This is a genomic window from Rhodopirellula maiorica SM1 (assembly GCF_000346295.1).
GTDB lineage: Bacteria > Planctomycetota > Planctomycetia > Pirellulales > Pirellulaceae > Novipirellula > Novipirellula maiorica.
In genome coordinates this window covers 1-20,526 of sequence record NZ_ANOG01000687.1, presented here as the reverse complement: position 1 = coordinate 20,526, position 20,526 = coordinate 1, and the positions used below count along the sequence as shown (strand labels likewise).

The following is a 20,526-nucleotide window of genomic DNA, read 5'->3' as shown; positions in this document are numbered from 1 at the left end:
TCTGCGACTTTCGCTACCGTGAACTCGCGTTTTCCTTATCGGGAAAAATGCTTCACAGCATTGGCCCAAACGGCTAACAAACCGAATGGCTGCTATCTACCTGCGAAAGACGAAATCGAGTTAAAGGAACTTGGCCGTAAGTGGACCAGCCCTCTTAAGAGGAATGAGTCCGTTTCGCGACCGCGTCCTCGCCCGCCTCACTGCGACGAATCAGCTGATCAAACGTTTTGACCAAATCTCGCAACGGAAAGATGCAAAAGGGATGCTCGCGACTTTTCAGCACCGCCAGCGAAGCTCGCTCTCGCATTACCGCCGCCAACTCAGCCTGTAATTCTGCACGCTTCTGGGCGAGTGACGCCGACAACTGCTCGTTGATCGAATCGAGCTGTTGATGCCAAGCCGGTTTCTCGCTCAGCGAAGGCACGTGATCCAACAGCTGACGCTTTTCGGCGATCAACGACGCATCCAGCTCTTCACCATCTGCCACTTTCTCGGGTTGAAAACGTGAGTCGCGAATCGCCCGCTTGAGCCGAGCAATCTCGGCATCCGTTTCACTTGGCGACGGGCCCGGCAATTGGACCGTTGCGGAAACTACCATAAAGTCCGGTGGCGTGATCCCAAAGAAACGCTCGGCAATCCGGTCACCCAATTGGTCGTACTTGCCGCCGCCAATCCCGTGTAGAAACAAATCACTGAGCACTAGCCGTGCATACATCGTCGTCAACAACGCACGCGGCCGTATCTTGAACTGGGGTCCGATCGCGTGGGACAACGCTTCGGCACCACCGGGTCCTTCCATCGTAATCCGGCACTCTTGGCCGTTGCGGTCGCTGATGATCATGGTTTTGCCGGTGACTTTGACCCATCCGGCTCGCCGCTGAGGCACCGCGTCACTGTAGATCCAAATCGGCGCCTCCAGCCAACCATCATCGTTATGCAAATTCGGCACGGGGTGCGAACTGCTGCGGATGCCGTGCGCTTTGCGATAGAAATCGGCTTCGGTGTTATACGCGTCCTGAAAACGCGAAAGATCCATCAGGATACGCAGCAGGAAATCGGCAAACATCCGCGTTCGGCACAACACGCCCAGCGGCAACTCGAGCGTTTGCAAGCCGATCTCACCCTCGAGTGCATGACGTGCTTGAGCCAGCGCACAACCAGCGATCCCACATCGCTCTACTGCACTACGTGCATGCACCCACAAACGATTGACCAATGGATCCGAAACGATTGGCATCACCGTTTTACGAACATCGTCATCAAACTGGTTGAACCGTTCGCGGTCGCTGATCACCGTCTGTTCGTACGGCACCCCGCCGCCGAAGCGATCGTAACGAACCGTGCTGTAGACATAGGCTCCCGTGTCACGATCGATCGTCGGCACTCGGATCGAACTACCCGATGCGGCGTCGTTGTCAATCACTAAATTGATCGCGAGAGCTTGATGCTGCTTGGCAAGATGAGAGAGCGTAAAGTTTTTGAACCAAACGCCAGGATGAAACAGTGACGGTTGGTGTCCTGCCATCAAAATCGGCCGGTCACGTCGACTCGCCATCCCCTCCACATCGCGGTACGTCGATGTGTAACGCACCGCATCACTGATCATCTGTTGCCGCGCGTCGCGGCGGAGTTCCTGCCACCACGAATCGTGTTGTGAAAGCAACTCGAGATTGCCGCGCAGCTGATCACCGACGTCTCCGATGTTCGGATCCGTAAACGATTCGCCATGCGATTTGGGAGCACGATAGTGCCGAAATTCCTGAAACGTTTTCAATCCGTCACCTAGCCAGCACTATGTCCGCAAATCGATTTCGCGCTGCTGAACGTCTTCCCTTCGGCCTGGACCACACGCATCGCGTCGTCAAGCACTTGGTTGTAGTAGTTCAGACGCGTTTCGGCATGATCAAGCGATCCACCAAACGAACGACTCAAATCCAAGTAAATCAAGGGAACCGGGATCTCGATCACTCGCAACCCCGCCGCCGCCGCCTCGACCCACAATTGCAGCGGCATCGCGTAACCGTTGTCGGTGATCCGCAGCTGGCGAATGCCCGAAGTACGATACGCCTTGAATCCGCAAAACGCGTCGGTCAAGTTAAATCCAAGTCGATGATTCAATTCGCCTGTGATCCGGCGATTGATAAACATCCGCTCCGCCGGTGGCTCGTCGTCGCCTTCGTACTGCTTCAAATAGCGGCTGCCCGAAACGATGTCCGCAGCGGCCGCCGCTTCAATGAACCGCGGAATCCGCTTGGGTTGATGCTGGCCGTCACAATCGAGCGTGACGACGCCGTCAAAACCGTGATCGATCGTGTAAGCAAACGCACTGCGAAGCGCCGCACCGTAGCCCTGGTTCTCCGGGTGGCGAACCACGTTCACGTCCGTTCGCCCACGCAATACCTCAGCCGTGCCGTCGCTCGAACCGTCATCCACCACCAACACGTCCGAGGCGTAGTGGCCGACCTGATCCAGGATTTCGCTAACCGTATCGACTTCGTTATAGACAGGAATGGCGACTAACCACCGTTCGCGTTTTGTCATAATTTTATGCTTCTTTCTTTGAATTCTCTTTGAAATGAGCGATTACGATGCTGCCCCGCCAAACTCCATTTTGTCGGCTGGCCAGCCGAAGGTGGGGTAAACGTACGCGTTCAGCAGGCGAACTCGCTTGAAGCCCAGTCGAGCAATTCCTGTTCCCGATGCTGGGCATTCTAGGCGTATTTAGATGACGGTCAATGTTTCTGGACTCGATAAAAGGCCAGAAATCGTTACCGGGACGCTGCGTGGAGGGCGGAAGATCGATACTAACCCGATTGGTAGCGGCACGGCGCGAGCCCAATGTCATCTACTTTGGCAACCATTGGGGGATGCTCAAGTAGTGGGATTCGCCAGAATTCCCATCTTTGCTGTTGAAACACCAGGAACTCTGGCGAGTCCCACTACCAAAGTAGATGGTATTGGGCGCGAGCCGTCCGGTTACAGCGAGTCCAACGTTCCAAAGAGACCGGGCGGCTCGCAAAAACGTTGGAAAAACAAACGAGGACTTCGGGACTGACTCAGCAAGCCACGATTTGGATCGGGTCCGATTCGAGCCGACTCGGCCAAATTGTCAGTTCCGCAAGACTCTCTGACAGTTGCTGGGCCAACCACTCCATCGCAAACCGCTCACTCCAGTAGTGGCCCAACAGCACCAAGCCGACCTGCAATGCCTCGGCTTCCAAGCAGGTGTGGAAGGTAGCCTCGCCCGTCACGAGCGCGTCACAGCCTTTGCGTTTTGCCGCTGCTAAAAAACTGCCACCGCTACCGCAAGCAAACGCAACCTGGCGAATTTGCTGGTCAGCGGGCCCCACGCGTCGAACATGAGTCGCACCAACCACATTGGCAGCCGAGACTGCAAGCTCGTCCAGTGCAATCGGTTGCTCGCACTTCCCAAAACGCCCACTGCCAAGGTTATCGACGGCATCTTGAGTAGACGGTTCCGGTGGGATCAACGCTTGCGTCTTCGCAACCCCAAGTTGGTCGGCCCACAATTGATTGATCCCGCTGGCGGCCGAGTCAAACGCTGTGTGGGCGCTATAGACCGCAACGCGTGCTTCGACCAGCCGTAGCAACATCGAACCGGCGATCGTGTCGGAGGTCAAACGAGAGAGCGGCTTGAAGGGCAGCGGATGATGGGCGATCAGCAGATCGACATCCTCATCGACCGCTTCTTGAACGACCGCGGGAGTGATTGTCAAACAGGTCATCACGCGAGAAACACCGAGCTTGCGATCGCCGACCAGCAGCCCAACGTTGTCCCAAGACTCGGCGAGTCGCAGCGGAGCGATTTCGGCAAGTCGCTGGCAGATTTGATCCACAGAGATTTTTGGCACGCTGACTCTCTCTTTCTCTTTCTGGCCTAAATCCGCATCTCGTTCACGCGAGCATCAAAGAGTCGCGATCGTTTCGTCGCCCATTCTTTTAGTCGGGCGGCTTGCGACCAATGTCATCTACTTTGGCACTAAACGGGTAGCGTCTGTAGCGGTGCGGCGCAAGCCGCCCGGTCTAGATCGAACGTTCTACTCGCCTCAACCGGACGGCTCGCGAGAACGTCCGGCTTAGGGTGACTCTAACAACTCGCATTCGTTCTTTTTTTAAGGCCGGAGGCTGGTACAATTCATGCCGGTGGTGTTAACCACCGGTTTGGAATGCAGCAAATCCAAGGCCGGAGGCCGACACATTTACTCAGTCATTGTGTCGGCCTCCGGCCTTTGCAGCTCATTCGCTACATCCCGTGGCCTTACGGCCACGGCAGAGGATGTATCGGCCTCTGGCCTAAGCCGGACGTTCTCCCGCGCCGTGCCGCTACCAAAGTAGATGGCATTGGACTTGCGGCGCACCGGTGGAAAAATAACCGTGGTACGATCGAGCGAAGCTTACTTCGGCGAGATCATACAGATCATACGTCGGCCATGTTGCTGCGGAGGCGTTTCGACTTTGCCGACTTCGCTCAACATATCCACGACCATCGCCATGACCTTACGGCCTTCTTCGATGTGAGCCATCTCGCGTCCGCGGAACAGAACACTGATTTGGACTTTGTCCTTGTGTTCAAGAAATTTTTCCGCTTGCCGGATTTTGGTACGGATGTCTTCATCGCCCGTTTTCGGTCGAAGACGAATTTCTTTGGTCTTCGTGCGTGCGTGGCTGTTGTGAAGTTTTTTGTTCTTGTCGTACTTGTACTTGCCGTAATCCATGATTCGGCAGACGGGAGGCCGCTCGTTCGGAGCGACTTCGACAAGGTCCAGGCCCGCATCGCGAGCACGTTCGAGGGCCTGCTCGGTCGGGATAATCCCTAGCTGCTCCCCCTCTTCGCTGACAACTCGAATCGGGCTGATTCGAATCTGATTGTTAATACGAATGGTATCGCGAGGATCCTGCTGAGTGCTTTTTCGTGCCAACGCCACTAATAAATTCTGCTCCGGCCGGAGGGCATTCCGGCTCAATTTGGAAGGAAAACCGCGATCAGGCCAGAGTCAACCAGCCACATTCGCAGTAGGGAAGGTGCTTCAAGGAAACAAAACCACTTCGTTTCACATGGACACCCACGCATCGAGACAATCGTGCGATCGGGCCGACACGAGCAGCAACACCCTGCATGAGGCATTTGCTGCATCTTCTTCGATTCGGTCCAATCATCCCTTTTTGGCAATGTAGACCGACGTCAAGCCCAAATCTCACTTCAAAAGTATCCATATCATCGGTGGTGAGCGTCAACAGTGAAACACGTGAAATCCCTATTTTGCCAAGGAACAGTCCGTCGGAGTGGGTTTGAAGGCCTGCGAAGCGAGCTGGCGGAGCGAAGTTGACGTGACTTTGGGGCATTAAAGCGATGCAGAACGAGAAAACCCCGATTTGCCCAGGCGATGCCGATTTGGCGAAGCGACGTTATGAGCAAGAAAAAAAAGAAGTGTGAAGATCTACTTGACGAATCGGCGTGATCGGCACAGACTACCGCAACGATTTTGGATGGCGTTTTTTGAGGACTGAGTTTGTTAAAGAACCGCGTCTCGGGAAACCGAAACTGAATCTCATGGCAGCGGACCGATCGCTGTCGAATTAAAAAAAATCGGGCAATTAGCTCAGTTGGTTAGAGCGCCACGTTGACATCGTGGAGGTCACAGATTCGAGTTCTGTATTGCCCACTCCGATAAAAGGCCGCAAAACCTAGTGTTTTGTGGCCTTTTTTCGTTTCCTCTCTGGCGCGGGCACCCGCCCCCCGACAACAAGCTCTGTCCCTAGCCGTCCTACCCGCCCCCCGACAACAAGATCTGTCCCTAGCCGTCCCTAGCCGTCCCTGTCCCTAGCCGTCCCTAGCCGTCCTAGCCGTCCTAGCCGTCCCCGTTTGTACGCTGTTGAAGCGTGTTTTCCGAGGTGCGACGCAGCAATCATCGAACCGGGCCCACACTGGATTCCGGCTTCGCGATGTTCGTTGCATCTTGTGCTCGTGAGCGGTTGACCGTCTCGAAGTGGCTAGGGCTATCGGCGACGGTCGCCGAGCCGCAGTTTTCAATTTTGCGATTGACAACGCGTGGCCGTAGCTTCGCATTCATCGATTTTTTGTGTCGAGTTATTTCACGACCCTCCATCGGCGTTTCGTTTCACGACAACGTCTCGAAGTGCCAAATACTCTTCGCCAAATGGAGTAATCTCTACGAATTCGGCTAAATTGAGTTCTCTGGGCTCGTGACCATTCTTAGGAATGTCATCGATCCCTTTACACCTAAAGTTGATGTAGCCAATGCTTTCAAGGTAGCTCAGCTCGCGACTCAAGCCAGTGCCAATAAAGTACGGTTTGAAATCGTGTGAGGCAATCTTTTTAAGGTTTCCAAGTGTGCGAGGCGATATCGACGTGATTATCAGATTGTCAATTCGCCGACGTGTAGCTTCGATTTCCTGATGCATCTTCCTCGTTTTTGCTTCCAGCTCACGGAATTCAAACTTCCAGCCACCGGGAAACTCAGCTGAGCCCATAATAGACGGAATCCAGGGGAGTATTGCAGCAATTAACAGCGCAATCGTAATGGAGTCGTCTGGTAACAGTGCCGGACTAATTTGACGCGTTAGTAACAATGCAACAGCCCCGCAGGTGACAACGTATCGAATTATGTGGTGTGACATATTGAGATTGCTAACTTGATGGCAGAGCACCCCGGATCAAGGGGTGGGGCAAGGAATAAAACGTAATTTCAGAATCGACTGCGACAGAGTCTCTCGTGCAGAAATAAGCCCAGCGTGGGCGTAGTCTTGTAGGATGTAGTCCCCATGCTTCACAAACGTGGCAAAACACGGGGAGGTGGTAATTCGAGGGAAGGAAACCTGCAAAAGTGGTCGTAGATATGATTAGCCGCAGAGAACCGTTTAGGTTCAGCAATTACTGAATCGGGCGGGCCTAAGCTCTAAAACAGTTGCCTGAGACAGTCCTGCGAAGATCCACCAAGTTACGTATAGAAACTTGATTCGAAGCCGACGACTCTAAGTGAGTGGGAATGTTACCACGAAACCGAACCGGAAGCTGTGAGTAGGTAGTTCGGGAGCTCAGCCAGGGGAAGATCACATTATTATTTGGGGAAACCCAGTTGGCGCAATTGGGGGAATGGCTTTCCAGAAAGCCAGGGCCTCGCATTCGAAAGTTATTCGGTGCCGACTGGAAGTCAGCAGAGAGAATAGTAGTTGACCCACGTGGTCAGCGAAGGCCCGAAGGGAACGAGCAAGTACGAATTTCGGTCAGCTCGCATGTTTGTCTCCTCGGAGGCAAGCCGCCGTATGGCGGTCACTCAATTGCTGCGTTGGCTGTTGTTCAATGGCTTGAGGCGTCGTGGCAACATGACGATTTAAAACTCGTGCTCAACCGCCGGATGCGGACCCGCGTGTCCGGTGGTGTGGGAGGGGTTCCGGAGCAATCCGGCCCCCTATCCCGATCGCTTGGTTATGTGGCTTTTGGCTTCTTTTCTCTTAGTTTGCTTTGTATCTGTGACGCATATCGTCCGGTGACCCTTTTGACCGTAACGGCGGCTTGATGAAAATACTCTTGGGGCACAGAGATTGTTTCACCGAGTGTGCCCCTTGCTGCCGAACCAGATTTCTGCAGATACGTTTCATTAATCGTGCCGTTGTTGTGAACGATTATGTCGCGGGTCGCCTTTAGTTCGATCCAACGATCCACGAACTCAGTATCCAGCTCAAAACCGGCGACCTTTTCAAGATACCTGAACTGCGAAAACGGTGACGCATAAAATACGCTCACGACTTGCTTGTACGCGATGTCACTGACAACATCGTCAATGGAGTTTGCGCCGACAATTGCAGCGACGTCGATCTTCGCAACATGATCGACTCCCTGCACACGCACTTGTAGGCGACGTGGATCTGCTACAAGGATTTTGTGCAGAATATCCGCCAAGAATGCTTCGCCCTTCGCGACGATGAAGACGAGCAACGCAGTCATTAAATCGCGACTAGCAGTCGACGAGAGAATTTCTGCTATCTGTGTCTCGGATCGCGTAATTTGTTTAGGACCGCCTCGGGATGGCACTGTGAAAGAGCCCTGCGCGAGAAGCTCAGTTTTATTTGTGGACGATGCAAACGCTCGGTCGGCGACTTGTGCCCAGATCATGGTGTTGTTGATCGAGCTGTGGCAGACGCTTCTTAATCTTCCAACGGTGAGCGCGAGTTGATCGTTCATGTTTTGCATCACTCATGCCACATAACGGTGCGGTTCAGCAAGCGGCGGGGAACGACTTAACCATTACGAAAACGGCGCCCACCGCCGCTCCATTGCAACCGAAGGTTCTTCGCTTTCCCCAACTCACACTCTCGGAATAAACGTAATATCATCACCGAAAGTATCGTCGTAAAAAAAGATGCGTCGGACAACACATTCAACCATCAACTCCGCCATCCCAAGATTGTACAATTCGTAGTCGACACGTCCAACCGCTGTCTTCCAAGTAGATAGGGGGCCATCTACGAGCCACAAAAAAGTCAGGCCTTGGTCATCACAGCCCCAAGGTAATACGCCTGGAAACTCTGGGTACGCTCTGTAGGCTTGTTCACCAAGTCGGTATTGTCGGCCATCACACGATGATTCCCAAACGACCTCGGTGCGTCGGTCGGGACAACGAGTAAGGTCCAATACGAAAATGGTGTAGCGTTCGTTTGTGAAGCATCCAGCACCAAAGACGTTCATGAACGCAAGGTAGTCGTCCGGCAGCTGAATTGGTGGCCCAAATCCCGAGTAGAGTATCGACGATTCTGGTTGCCAAGCGGCTGTATAGGGACAGAGCATTTGTTAGGGGGTCTCTGAACCTGCGGACAAAGCTACTTCGGGAGGATAAGGTTCCAGCGGGAAGAAAATGTTCTAGGACTCAAAACACGCAATCACGCGAGCATCCGTCTAAAGCAAGGCACCGTGAGCCGACGGAATTGGACAAGCTTATCTGGCCGCAGTGCGCTTCGCCAGCTGACTAGCACGCTCCGATGGCCAACGCCGGAACGTCGCCGATTTTGCGACGCTTGTTGCCAAGGCTCTCTTTCATCTGACCCCAAAAATTGCGAGCGTCAATCAATTACATCTTTCCCTTGCGGTGCATTCCATTGCGTTTGATCAGCACCCAGATATAGGTCGAGATACCGGTGTTTTAGAACAGTTGCTCGGAAACCCATATTTGAAAATGGCATTCTAGCGACTCGATGGCTACCGGATTTGGTATCGATCTAGCAGCCTGTGGGCTTCTTCTAACAAATGAACGCGATCAGCCTCACCCATCGCCTGCCAAAGCTTTAGCAACTCTGCGGTGGATTCGTCTGTTTTTGGTGCGCATTTTGGTGCGCTCTTAAGAGGCGATGACGTTTCCTTTATAGGATTTGTCGCGTTTTTCGAGTTCTGTATTGCCCACTCCGATAAAAGGCCGCAAAACCTAGTGTTTTGCGGCCTTTTTTCGTTTCCCCTCCGTATCGGAGATACCCGCCCCCCGACAACAAGCTCCGACAAGAAGCTCTGTCCCTAGCCGTCACTTTTCGTCTCCCTTCCGCCTCCGACACTTGCCCCCCACAACAAGCTCTGTCCCTAGCCGTCACTCTTTTTCCGCAATGTACAATCGGCTGCGGTTTGCGAAGGCGATTCTTGAGTTGGGCAGCAACCCAAATGAGGCTTCGCGATCCGGATCGTCCCCTCTTAGCCAGGCATGCATAGCAGCTTGTGAGGATTTTGTGAAACTGTTGCTAGAACATGGCGCCGACCCAAATTTGGATCGAACACTTTTCTCAGCAAGTAGAAATAAGAGAAACGAAGGACTTGCGATTACCAAACTCTTGATCGAATATGGCGTCGATGTGAACGCAGTTTTTTTGATGTTTGAGGACCCAAACAACCGAAAAACAGCACTTGATTATTGCGGAGATCCAAAGATCTGTGATCTTCTAATGTCTCACGGCGCAAAGCGGGCGGCAGATCTATGAGCAAGCCACAATCTAGTTAGAGCTGACAACTTGCTCGTGAGGATGTGAGAACTTTTTTTCGCCATGCGTTTGGAGATCTCGACGACTTCGTCGTGGCCGATCTTGTCAAGGGCAGTCCAGACGTTGATATTCATATCGCGAAATCGAGCAATTGCAAAACGTTTTTCACGGTTGGTATGTCGCTGAAGCCGATGAACGTTCCTGTAGGCCTAGAAGCGTACAGATTGGCCGAATTGTATATCCAGCTCGCCGATACGTGGCCTACAGATCGACGTATAATTGACAACGAAGATTGGAATTGGCCTGTCCAATGGCTAAAAAACGTAGCCGCCTTCCCCACCGACAAGGTACCTGCCTTGGTGGCCCGTACGTGATATTAGCAAACGAGAGTAAGCAACATTATTTTTCCTCAAAGGCAAAATATACGGGAATGCTATTGCTCGAGGACGGCCATGCGAAATGCACTCACGGAGGAGTGGTACTTTATTGCATGATACCATCGTACTGGTCAGAGATTGAATTTGAACGAAAAAACGGCCTTCCGGCACTTGTGCGCAAATTTGACGCGGAGAATGCCTCAAAGACAGTAAACCTGTCTCGCGCTGCGGTAGTCTAGGCTCTGTCTGAAAACCTTAAACTGCAGAATTCCATGGAGGGATGATTCGCAGATAGCGACCGATCATCGATCGCTTCACCATTGCAAGAAAGTTTCGTGCGAGCTTTTCATTACGAGTGGCGACACGACGACACTCCTTCAGCCAACCAATGGTTTGTTCAATGATGCAGCGACGTTGGTAGGTTCTCGATTCAAACCAAAGCATCTCGAGCCTAGAAATCATTTTGCTAAACAATCATTCTGCCATCCCCATGGACGTGAGTCGCATTGCCCGACCGCGTTGGGGTTCGTATAAGGATCGCCAAATTCGCCCAGCGACGCCATGGAACTTGCGATGTAGAAGTTCTGAAAGTTTCGCTCCCTTCGCTTCCGCAAGTTGTCAATCGCAAGTCCCCTAAGCAGGCAATCCCTGTCGGCAATCGAAGTAAACAGGTGGTGTGCATCGGTTGGCACCACGCAACCGCGCCTCCGGCTACGGGTTAAACAATGCAGCCGAAGGAGCCTCAAAGAGCTCCTCACGCACAAACGGCTCCGCAGACGCGGGCGTTGTCCCAATGCCATCTACTTTGGCAACCACTGGAGATGCTCAAGTAGTGGGATTCGCCAGAATTCCCATGTTTGCTGTTGAAACACCAGGAACTCTGGCGAGTCCCACTACCAAAGTAGATGGCATTGGGCGTTGTCCGCCGGGGACGTGGCAATCGAAGCGATCAGGTTCCCGCGCGTCGGGCCCAACGCTGGACCGTTGGGTGTAGCTTGACGGCGTCGCCATTTTGCGGCTCGGCGTCGGCGAAGTGTTGACGCTGCAGCGCGTTGATATCGGCTCGCAATGCGGCTCGCTCGCTACTGGGCCAATCCCCGGATTGCGTCTGTTCGATCCGCCGCAGCAACAGCGTCGCAGCGGTCGGCGTGAGCGATTCGGGGATCGCGATCGACGTCGTGCTTGCCAAGGATTCTGGTTTGGCGTGTCGTAAACGCCAGACAATCAAGGCCACCAACAACAAGGCCGCCAAGCCGCCAGCTAGCCAAACGATCGCCGGGATGCCCTGCGAGTCAAATCGCAGCGTCTGGCTTTCAACCGGGACGAGGTCGTAGTCTTCGTAGGTGAACCGTTTGATCGATATCGGCGAGTCGGCCGCCACGTCGGCTTGGGCTTCGGCGGCGGTGTTCGCGGTGCCACCGGGCGTTTCGTCAGGCGTTTTTTTCGGGACGGTCAGCGAAACCAAGGTTTCGGCTCGGGCGTCACTGACGGCCGGGAAGATAAACCGATCCGGTTTGGCGGCTGCGACCGAGTGTTCCGGGATATACGTCACGCTCCACTTTCGCATTGTGCCCAAGCGAAACAGGCCATCGCTGTCCGGATCCAAGTTCGGCAGGCTTTTGGAGTATGCCATGTAGGGATTGCGATTGGTCGAGGTGACTTCCTCTTCGGGTTGAGCCCGGTGCGTCTGGCTGACGTCAAACGGATCGGCGACCAGTTGGGTTTCGTCCAGAACGTAGCCCGGCAGAGCGTTGGCCAAGTTGTCGAACAGTTGGTTGATTTCCGGCAGCACCCCGGTGGCCCGCGCGACGATTTCCAGCCGCACGTTTTGCTCGTCTTTTTTTTCCAGCATGGGTCGGGCGTCCAGCGTTTGTTCGATCACCAGATCGTCCAGCGGTCGCGGTGCGGGGTCGGCGGCCGCGTCGATCAATACCGTGTTGGACAACACCGGCAACACGATCGGTCCCGAGGCATCATTGAAATGCATGTCCATCTGCACCGCCGGCAGTCGGTCGACGCTGGGGTCGGCGGCTTGCAATACCAGATACGCCATCGGCTTTTCCTGCCATCCGCTCTGGCCTTCCAACCGGATTGGGACGGCGGGGTTCATCGGTTGAAAGAAATCGATGCCCAACAATTGGACGGTACCGCTGAAGGATTTTTCGATGCTTTTCTGCAAACGTTCCTGATAGTTAATCGTCTGCCATTGCCCGGCGTTGAACTGCGAGAAACTGTCCATCAGGTAACGGGCAAAACCGCCGGAGGAACGGTCGATCGAAGCGGTGTGTTGCAGCGTCAGGACCGCGCCAAAGGGCTCAGTGCCCACGCGGTCGCTGCCGTCGATGGTGAGCTGCAAATGAATTTCATCTTCGACCAGTTCGTGGTACAGATCCAACGTGCGGCGGATCGGGGCTCCGGCCGGATGGTCACCGACGACACGGGCGGCCGCTTGCAGCAACCGTGGTTTCACTTCCGGCTTGGTTTCGGATAAACCGGACATCACACCGCGAGCGAATTCGCCAATGTGGTAGTTTGAATGCTCCGGCGTCATTTTTAGAATGTCGTCGCGGATGCGGTCGATTTGGTCGGCGTTTTCCATGCCCTCGGTCATCAGATCTTCCAGCGTCAGCGCGCCCAGGTCGCTGGCCCCCAGTGCCAGGCTGAACCACACGTTGTAGATTTGCATGTCGGGGCGGACGCGACCATCGGCCAAGGCTTCACGGTACCGCGAAGCGGCGTCTTCGAAGGCGCTAAACACCAGTTTGCGGGCGGCATGATAGGCCGCCGCGTCTTGTTCTCGCTCGCCACGGAACTGCATGCGATCGAAGCTGAGGGCGGCTTTCAGGATGGCGTGTTGCCACGCGTCCTGTTCGTCCTGGCTGTTGTCGACGGCGGATTCGGCCAACGCGGTCGCCAGGTCATAACCGGTTTCGACGATCTTACGCAACTCAGATTCACTGCGTTCAAACCCCGCGTCCTCTTGCGCTTTGCGACTTCGCCAATCCCCGCTCAGCCCCTGCCGCATCGTCGACGCCAATTGTCCGGCGACCGAAGCATCGATTTGCTCGATCGGCCCAAGGATCCGCTGCACGGTGTCGCGTTCATAAGCCTGGGTGGGGCCATAACAGGCGCTCAGTGCCGTCACCACGCCCGGCAATTTGCGGCCGTCGATGCCGATGCCGTCAAGCACGTCGAGCAGTTCCGCCAGACGATCCAGGTTGCGTTGTTGCCAACCGCGAGTGACCGGCGTCGAAGGCCGAGACCGGCGGCTGAAGGCGTAGAACCAGACGTTGTTGTTTACTACAGGCTCTTGAGTCCGAGCCTGCATGCGATCGACCCACAAGTCCAAGAATTCGGTGGCCAATTCGGTGCTCATTGCCGGTTGGCGTTTGACTCCCTGAGCCAACAGCTCCAGGGCTAAATCGGTTTCGTCGGCGATCAAGGCCACGCCGATGAAGGCGTTGTAGGCGCGGCCGACCAGGCTGGGTTCGATCTGTTTGCGCCAAGCTTCGTCGGGCATCGAACGCAGCAGCAAGGCGGCGACTTCGGAGACCCCGTTCTTTTTGGCTTGTTCCTTGATCGCGTTTTCCGCTCGGGACAGCAGTCCGATGGTCAGCATCCGCAAGGGAATCGTCAGCTGGTCCAATTGCAGATGTTGCTGGGCTAGCAGCGTGTCGACCGCTTCTTTCATGGTCAGGATCGCCTGGGCGCGAACGGCTTCGGGCAATTTTTCGTCTTCCAATTTCAGTGCCTTCAAAGCCACCGCCTGCAGTCCCGCCGGAGCCAACGAGGGATGTTCGAACAAACTCCGCAACCAAGCCAGTCCGGGGCCTGGCGGCACGCGGGGCAGCAGGTCGACGGCGCTGCTGAGGCATTCCGATCGGAGGGCCGTATCGGCGCTGTCGAGCAGGGCGATTTCGCCGAACAGCGACCAGGCGTTTTCGAGCATCCGATCACTGGCGGCTCCCTTGGCTTCGGCGGCGCGGGCCATCAGATACTCGGCGTGGCCTTTCATCACCGCCGCGTTTTCGGCCTCGCGGGCCTCTTCCAGCGACGGCATGAATTCAAAGGCTTCGATGGGCAGGCCAGCGGCCAGCAACAACCGCATGGTGCGTTTGCGATGCGCCTCGGTTTCGGTGCCAAACCAAGTGGTGCCTTGACGGAAACGCTGGATCAACGGACGTGTGCTGGTTTTCTTCGCAGCGGCTTTGAGCAGCCCAGCCAATGCATCGATCTGCCACTCGGTCAGCTCCGCCGGAGCCGCTTCGGACAGCCCCAGTACGTCTTCGGGGATCAATTCGGAATCGGCATGGTTGGTGCCCGAGATCAACGCGGCGTACATGCCTTCGGCTTCGTTGCCGGCTCGCAGCACCAACAATGCTTTGACCGCATCCCATTCGGCAGCCATGGCGTGGCGATGGAACCACTGGATGATTTCCTGGTCAGGGGCGTCTTCGGCGGGCAGCGACTGCGATTCCATGCCGATCTGGCTGCGCGCTCCCAGAACCGCTTCGGGACGTCGTACAAAGTTCACCGTCCGCATCTGCCGCACCAATTGACGGCGGCGACCATTGGCGGTGCCGCTTCCGCTGCCATCTTGTAACCAGGGACTCAAGTCCAGCCCCAGGTCTTTGTAGTAGACGACCATGGCGCGGCGTTCGGTTTCGGGCAGCGTCTTTAACGTGTCTAAAATCGCTTGCGTGTCCGCATCGGGTTTGGGAGCGGCCGCTGGTTTCGTTGCTCCTCGTGCCGCAGGGGTTTGCGCCGCTGTGTTTTGTGCCGCTGCCTGTGCGGTGGACGCGAATGGGTCAGCGATGGCTTGCGCTGCAGAACGCAGCGTTTGGGTATTCTGAGCCGTGGCCGAGGGGGCGTGTGTGAACGCGAGGGCGGTCAGCATCGCGGCCAAGGCAAGTGCGTGAAGGCGTGCGTCCCACGCTCTGGCGAGCGTAGCTACGAAGGGTGCAGCTACGAAGCGCGTGGCTACGGTGGGCGGAGCGGTTCGCGTGGTGGTCATGGGATGGCTTGAGCGTTTTGTCATGATTGGCAACGGTTGGGTTGTTTTCCAAGCTCTAGCGAGCGTCGCTACGTTTTAGTTTTTTAGATCTTCTAATTACATTGTCTGAATGTTCTTCGCATCGGTTTGGATTTCGCTCGGGCAGCGAATCACCATCCGACGCCCCGTGGGCCAGGGATGCCCGCGCCGGCGGACGGTGGTCCGTCTTGCAGCGGGCCACGGCCGGGTTGTTTTCCACCGGGTTGATCCCCCGGTTCCCCATCGCCCGGCCGGCGGGCCAGCGGTGCGTTGCGGGGCAGCGGCAAGCCTTCCAGTTGATCGGAGACGCTTTGCTCCAGATTCAGGACCTGTTCCAGGTTCCGCTGCATGCGTTGGCTACGGTCAAGGTTTGTCGGGGCGTTACCCGCTGCCGATAAGTCATCGACTTGGTTCTCGGTGCGGCGCGAGCCGCCCGGTGGCAGCGGCGAAGAGGTTCGATTTTGACCAGACGGCTCACGCCGCGCAGCTACAGAAACCACCTGTTCGGCGTCAACGCCGATGGCATTGGCGGACAGGTAGCGGTAGTGTTGGCGGGCGGCGTTGGCGACCGGTCGCCACACTTCCGGCGGACGGCCTTCTTCCCGCAGCAGCCGGGCACCGACGTACTGCGCCGCGGCCAGCTCTTCACGAATCGCATCGATCGGCAAGGCATGGGAGTCGCGATCGCGATCCGAGCGGTTGCCGGCGGTGGAGGCCGGGTGCACTGCGGAGGCCGCTCGTTGGTGGGCTTCGGCGACACGCAGGTCCAACAGGGCTTGCAGTTGTTCGATGCCGTTAAAGACTTCCCCCGAGCGAACCATCGCGCGAGCTTCGGCCCAACGCAATGATTCGAGTAGTTGCCGATCGGACTGGGGCAGCTCTGCGTGATCGTGCTTCTGGTTGGCGACCGTTTCCACCTTCAACAATGTTTCGATGGCTTGGCCATACCGTTCGGCCGTCGCATGCCACAGCTCCGAAGCGTTGGCGTAGGCAGAGTTTTGTTTTTCGGTTGCGGTCAGCACGGCTTTCGCCAACGGATGTTCCACCTGCGTTTGCCAGTCCACGTCGGCGGCAAAGGCTGCGCGGCGTGCATCCAACAAATGCAGCTGAGCTTCGTAGGCGGCGGATTGGGCTTCGGTGGCGACACCCGCGCGGGCTTCGGCCTGGCGGATCATGGCGGCCGCTCGATCACGAGCCAGCCAGATTTGTCCCGGACCGTAATGGTAGGCCAACACAAATACCGGCAGCACGAGCCACAGCAACCAGAGGAGCGAACTTCGCATCAGGCAAGCTCTCCGGAAAGGGATTCATGCCGCGGGGCGCCCCACAAACTGAGGGCGGGCAACAGCAGCGCCAACAGACCGGCGCCCAATGCAACCGCCAGCACGGCCGCATCGCGCAAGCCCACGCCCTCGGCGACCCGCGGCTGGATGATCGACAGCCGGTTCAGCAGGTCGCTGGGCAGGTGCCGGGTATTGGCGTCGATGTAGGTGCCACGCAGTTGGCTGGCCAGGGTTCGCAGCGAGTCGGCGTCTTGTCGCGAAGCGTGGCCGGCGATGGTCGTCGCTTGTCCAGTCTGGCCCAGTCCGATCACCAGCGTATCGGAGATGGCTTTGGGGATCGCGCGGATCGGCGTGGTGTCGGTGCTGTCGCCGTCACTGACGACCAGCAACAGCGCCGAACCGTCGGGCCAGCGTCGCGCGTATTCGATCGCATCGGAGATACTGGACGACAATTGCGTGGGCCGGGTTCAAACGCGCTGAACACGGGCAGCCCATCAAACAGGTTTTGCACGACCGCCTTGTCAAAGGTCTCTTCGACGATCGGCACGGCTTTGGTGTACACGCCAAACACGGTGATCCGAGTGTTTTCGGCATCCAGTCGGTCCAGCACCGCTTGAATCACTTCCCCGCCGCGGACCATTCGTTGTTGATAATTGCCGGATTCGTCGCGTCGCGGTCCGGCGTCGTCCAGGAACATGCTGGGCGACGCGTCCAAGCAGACCAGCACATGCTTGGAAGCTTCCGGGGCCGGTTCGACTTCGGCCACTTGCGGCGGTTCGGTCAGCAGAATGGTCAGCCCCCAAGCCAGCATGCCCATCGTCAGGGTGCGAACGGCCGGCACACCCCGAGCCCAGGCGGCCGGGCGACCGCTGGGACCAAAGGCCAGCTTGGCAACCCGTCGCGTACGTCGGACTTGCCACCATTCGGCCAATGCCACAACGGCCACACAGGCGATCGCCACTAGGTTGGCTGTTAACAGAGGGCTACTTACCACGGCGTGTACCTCCACTTCAGCAGGCTCAACGCGTACAGCAGCAAGGCCACGGCACCGATCGCGGCGAAGGGTTCGAAGTAGTCGACCGGCAGCGATGCGTTGGCGACAAAACGAGCCGGTTGCATCTGGTCAATGTGGTTAAAAATTAAACGCAGGCCATCGGAATTAGTAGCCAGGAAGGCGTCGCCGCCGGTAGCCCGAGCGATGCTGGAGACCGCCGGCGGGATCGTATCGCTGCCGATATGGATGTGGTACATGGTGATCCCCGCATCGCTGAGCTGTCCCGAGATGCGATCGATCTGGTCTTGCCCGTTTAGGTCTCCACTGGCTCCGTCGGACACCAGGATCAATAACCGGTCGGTGGACGGCGGTGACGACAAACCACCACCCGCATCGGAGCTCCGCAAGGAGGCAGAACGAAATAGTTGTTCGGCGGCTCGTTGTTGACGCCATTGGTCGACCGATTGCGGACTGGTATCGGTGCCATCGAGCCGCGCGGCTTCGCGCTGCATGTTGTCGGCGCAGTAGCTGAGCGCCGATCCGATCATCGTGCCGCCCATGCCGCTGGGTTGGTTGCGGGGGTTGGCAAACGCCAGGGCATTGCGGAGCACTTGCAGGTCTTTGGTCAGCGGTACCCAACGCAGCGGCCAGGATCCGAACAGGGTCAACCCGATGGCGTCGCCCTCGCGTGCGTAAGTGAACGATTCGATGGCCGCTGATGCACTTTCGTAACGGTTCTGGTCGCCCATCCCCATGCCCATACTGCCCGATACGTCCATGCAGACGGTGATGTGGGTGGCCACGCGGTCCTGTTCGGGCACCCGCAGCACCTGGGGCCGGGCGATCAACACCACGGCTACCGCCAGCATCACCGCCGGCAACAACTCCACGCCGCGCAGCAATCCAGCCAACCACGGACGCGAGGCGTGGCTCTGGTAGTCAAAGGGCATTCGCAACCCCGCGCCGCGCCGCCGCACCGACCAGAAGCCTAGTGTGAGGGGCAATACCAACAGCAACAACCACTGAGGATGAACAAACGTCATGCCGTACCTCCCACCGCCGCACTGACCGGTTCGGAATGAGCGTCGACTGACTGGGCGTCGGCGATTTCAGCTTGCTCGGCGTGATAGGGTTCCAGCAGGGCGTCCATGGTGGCCGGGCTGAGAGCGGATGAGGATGGATTGTCGGCGTGAATCCAGGCTTCCAAGGCTCGCAGCAAACCGCCCGCTTCACGATGTCGTCGCAGCACCGGCAGCGCCTCGGCCAACGAATCGGGCAAACCCAAACGGCGTTGCCAAAACATGTACAGCAGAATTTCCAGTCGGCTTTGTTCTTCCACTGTCAGCTGTCCCTGGCTGGCCCGCTGGACCAACGGTCGCAAGCGATCGGACAGCGTCGGCGGCGGGGCGGTTGCGGGGACCGGCTGAGCTTGACGGGACCGCAGGCGGATGAAACTCCACACGATCGGCACCGCGGCCCACAAGCAGGCGAACCCAATCAAAGCCGCGCGATAACCGCCCTGGGCTCGCAGCAGCGGATCGTCGATCTCGTACAAACTGGTGCCGTGACCTGGTGGCAGGTCCGAGACGACCCGTACTTGCATCGCTGGCAAGGCTTGATCGTTGGTCAATAGCGAGCCGTCTCGCTGGACGACCCACTGCGACAAGTCGTACTGGCCGGCGACCGTTCCGAAGAACCACAGCGTGTAACGGTGAGCCGCGTTGTCTTGAGCAAGTCCGATGCGTTCCAGGCGGACCAGCACGGCGGCATCGGTGGATTGATCCGGCAGGGCGCGGAGCGAGCCGCTGGGGTGGGTGAACGTCAATTGAGCCGTCAGGCCACGTTTGACGGTCAGCAAGACAGTGTCTTGATCCGCCGTGGCGGCCGAGACAGGCAGGGCGATCCAGACCAGCAGCAACGCGAAGCAAACAACCGTTCGCAGCGGCGTTTTTTCCGGAGCAGATTTTAGCCGCGGAGCGGCGGCATGATGTAGCCATGGGCGCGAGCCCATGGAATCGGTGCAATAACACGCGGCAAAGTCCCAACGGGACGACATGAATTTCATCGCTGGCCTCGCATCCGCACCGCACGGGTGAGCAAAAATTGACGCAGCGGCGACAACAGCGGACCGTTGGTGACCAATTTCAGATAGCTGACATCGGCGCCGGCCAAATCGCGGGCCAGGGTACAGGTTTCCCGCCATCGTTGGTGTCCGCTCGCCAGAAACGCCTGCCCGCTTTCCGCTTCGCTGCCGCGAAAATAGCCGGCTCGCAAGGCCCCGGTTTCCGCCGGGTCCTGTAGGTGCAGCACCACCACATCGTGTTGGTGCCCCAGACGACGGAGCACGGCTAACGCTTCGGGATCATGCAAATCGCTGAACACAAACAACAAACTGCGGCGGGTCAAGCGAGCGGAAAGGGCCGTTAACCGCTCGCCCAATTCGGTTTCTTCGTCGACGTCGTGAGCTCGCAGCGGTTCCAGGTCTCGCCATAGGTCGTCGGGCGACAGGCTGGGGTTGCCACCGGAACGCGAGTGTTGATGACGGGTTCCGGCGCTTAACACGCTGACCGGGCTCAAGCGTCGCAAGCCGACCAGCCCGATCGCGGCGGCGGCCCAGACGGCCAGTCCGTGTTTGCTGAGCGTCGTTGAGGAGACGCTCATCGAAGCCGAGGTGTCGACGATCAGGTACATCGCCACCCGTTTAAGTGTTTCGTGCTGCTTGACGTACGCCACCGGCATCCGAGCGCTCAGCTTCCAATCGATCTGGCGAACCGGGTCGCCGGGTTCGTAGGGACGCGATTGGGCATATTCCAAACCCGAACCAACAAACAGTGAATCGTC

The 20,526-nt window shown here is 57.2% G+C and carries 17 protein-coding genes, 1 tRNA gene and 1 pseudogene; 4 read left to right on the top strand and 15 right to left on the bottom strand.

Annotation, left to right across the window (positions count from 1 at the left end):
- Positions 1-154 precede the first annotated feature (154 nt).
- From RMSM_RS22195 to infC, 4 genes are all read right to left on the bottom strand, one after another.
- Positions 155-1,774, bottom strand: a complete 1,620-nt coding sequence (locus RMSM_RS22195; protein WP_008701609.1) for a hypothetical protein — start codon at positions 1,772-1,774, stop codon at positions 155-157.
- A gap of 8 nt (positions 1,775-1,782) precedes the next feature.
- Positions 1,783-2,541 (bottom strand): glycosyltransferase family 2 protein, encoded by a 759-nt coding sequence (locus RMSM_RS22190; RefSeq protein WP_008701608.1) that lies wholly within the window; start codon positions 2,539-2,541, stop codon positions 1,783-1,785.
- Positions 2,542-3,056: 515 nt separating this feature from the next.
- Positions 3,057-3,872, bottom strand: a complete 816-nt coding sequence (locus tag RMSM_RS22185) for a Nif3-like dinuclear metal center hexameric protein (RefSeq protein WP_236622257.1) — start codon at positions 3,870-3,872, stop codon at positions 3,057-3,059.
- Between the two features lie 543 nt (positions 3,873-4,415).
- A complete protein-coding gene (gene infC, locus RMSM_RS22180) occupies positions 4,416-4,946 on the bottom strand; it encodes a translation initiation factor IF-3 (protein WP_008701605.1) in 531 nt (176 codons plus the stop codon).
- 664 nt (positions 4,947-5,610) lie between these two features.
- Here infC and RMSM_RS22175 point away from each other — a divergent pair.
- A tRNA-Val gene (locus RMSM_RS22175) sits at positions 5,611-5,684 on the top strand.
- 430 nt (positions 5,685-6,114) lie between these two features.
- Here RMSM_RS22175 and RMSM_RS22165 read toward each other — a convergent pair.
- Positions 6,115-6,660, bottom strand: a complete 546-nt coding sequence (locus tag RMSM_RS22165; RefSeq protein WP_040768913.1) for a hypothetical protein — start codon at positions 6,658-6,660, stop codon at positions 6,115-6,117.
- Positions 6,661-7,212: 552 nt separating this feature from the next.
- Between RMSM_RS22165 and RMSM_RS41200 the strand changes: the two genes are divergently transcribed.
- Complete coding sequence (locus tag RMSM_RS41200) at positions 7,213-7,377, top strand: hypothetical protein (protein ID WP_160168345.1); 165 nt, start codon at positions 7,213-7,215, stop codon at positions 7,375-7,377.
- 91 nt (positions 7,378-7,468) lie between these two features.
- Here the strand turns inward: RMSM_RS41200 and RMSM_RS22160 are convergent, their stop codons facing one another.
- Positions 7,469-8,224 (bottom strand): hypothetical protein, encoded by a 756-nt coding sequence (locus RMSM_RS22160; protein WP_144057857.1) that lies wholly within the window; start codon positions 8,222-8,224, stop codon positions 7,469-7,471.
- Positions 8,225-8,347: 123 nt separating this feature from the next.
- Positions 8,348-8,827, bottom strand: coding sequence for a hypothetical protein (locus RMSM_RS41195; RefSeq protein ID WP_040768909.1), 480 nt, complete (start codon positions 8,825-8,827; stop codon positions 8,348-8,350).
- Positions 8,828-9,630: 803 nt separating this feature from the next.
- On the opposite strand from RMSM_RS41195, the gene RMSM_RS43870 reads away from it, so the two are divergent.
- Together RMSM_RS43870 and RMSM_RS43865 are read left to right on the top strand one after the other, a co-directional pair.
- Positions 9,631-9,999 carry an ankyrin repeat domain-containing protein gene (locus tag RMSM_RS43870; RefSeq protein WP_040768907.1) on the top strand — a complete coding sequence of 123 codons (369 nt, stop codon included), beginning with the start codon at positions 9,631-9,633 and terminating at the stop codon, positions 9,997-9,999.
- 44 nt (positions 10,000-10,043) lie between these two features.
- Positions 10,044-10,615: pseudogene (locus tag RMSM_RS43865) on the top strand (suppressor of fused domain protein).
- A 16-nt stretch (positions 10,616-10,631) separates the two neighbouring features.
- Here RMSM_RS43865 and RMSM_RS22140 read toward each other — a convergent pair.
- From RMSM_RS22140 to RMSM_RS22100, 8 genes are all read right to left on the bottom strand, one after another.
- Positions 10,632-10,820 carry a transposase gene (locus RMSM_RS22140; protein ID WP_052031752.1) on the bottom strand — a complete coding sequence of 63 codons (189 nt, stop codon included), beginning with the start codon at positions 10,818-10,820 and terminating at the stop codon, positions 10,632-10,634.
- Between the two features lie 505 nt (positions 10,821-11,325).
- Positions 11,326-15,273, bottom strand: a complete 3,948-nt coding sequence (locus RMSM_RS22135; protein WP_144057856.1) for a hypothetical protein — start codon at positions 15,271-15,273, stop codon at positions 11,326-11,328.
- A 266-nt stretch (positions 15,274-15,539) separates the two neighbouring features.
- Positions 15,540-16,691, bottom strand: a complete 1,152-nt coding sequence (locus RMSM_RS22130) for a hypothetical protein (protein ID WP_008701593.1) — start codon at positions 16,689-16,691, stop codon at positions 15,540-15,542.
- Positions 16,691-17,080 (bottom strand): hypothetical protein, encoded by a 390-nt coding sequence (locus RMSM_RS22125; RefSeq protein ID WP_144057855.1) that lies wholly within the window; start codon positions 17,078-17,080, stop codon positions 16,691-16,693. The genes RMSM_RS22130 and RMSM_RS22125 overlap by 1 nt, the downstream gene beginning before the upstream one ends.
- Positions 16,999-17,685 (bottom strand): vWA domain-containing protein, encoded by a 687-nt coding sequence (locus tag RMSM_RS22120; protein WP_144057854.1) that lies wholly within the window; start codon positions 17,683-17,685, stop codon positions 16,999-17,001. Before RMSM_RS22120 ends, RMSM_RS22125 begins: the two co-directional genes overlap by 82 nt.
- Positions 17,679-18,728, bottom strand: coding sequence for a vWA domain-containing protein (locus RMSM_RS37220; protein ID WP_008701589.1), 1,050 nt, complete (start codon positions 18,726-18,728; stop codon positions 17,679-17,681). Before RMSM_RS37220 ends, RMSM_RS22120 begins: the two co-directional genes overlap by 7 nt.
- Positions 18,725-19,696 (bottom strand): hypothetical protein, encoded by a 972-nt coding sequence (locus RMSM_RS22105; RefSeq protein ID WP_144057853.1) that lies wholly within the window; start codon positions 19,694-19,696, stop codon positions 18,725-18,727. Before RMSM_RS22105 ends, RMSM_RS37220 begins: the two co-directional genes overlap by 4 nt.
- 50 nt (positions 19,697-19,746) lie before the next feature.
- On the bottom strand, positions 19,747-20,526 hold a 780-nt coding region (locus RMSM_RS22100; RefSeq protein ID WP_040768901.1), incomplete at its 5' end, for a DUF58 domain-containing protein.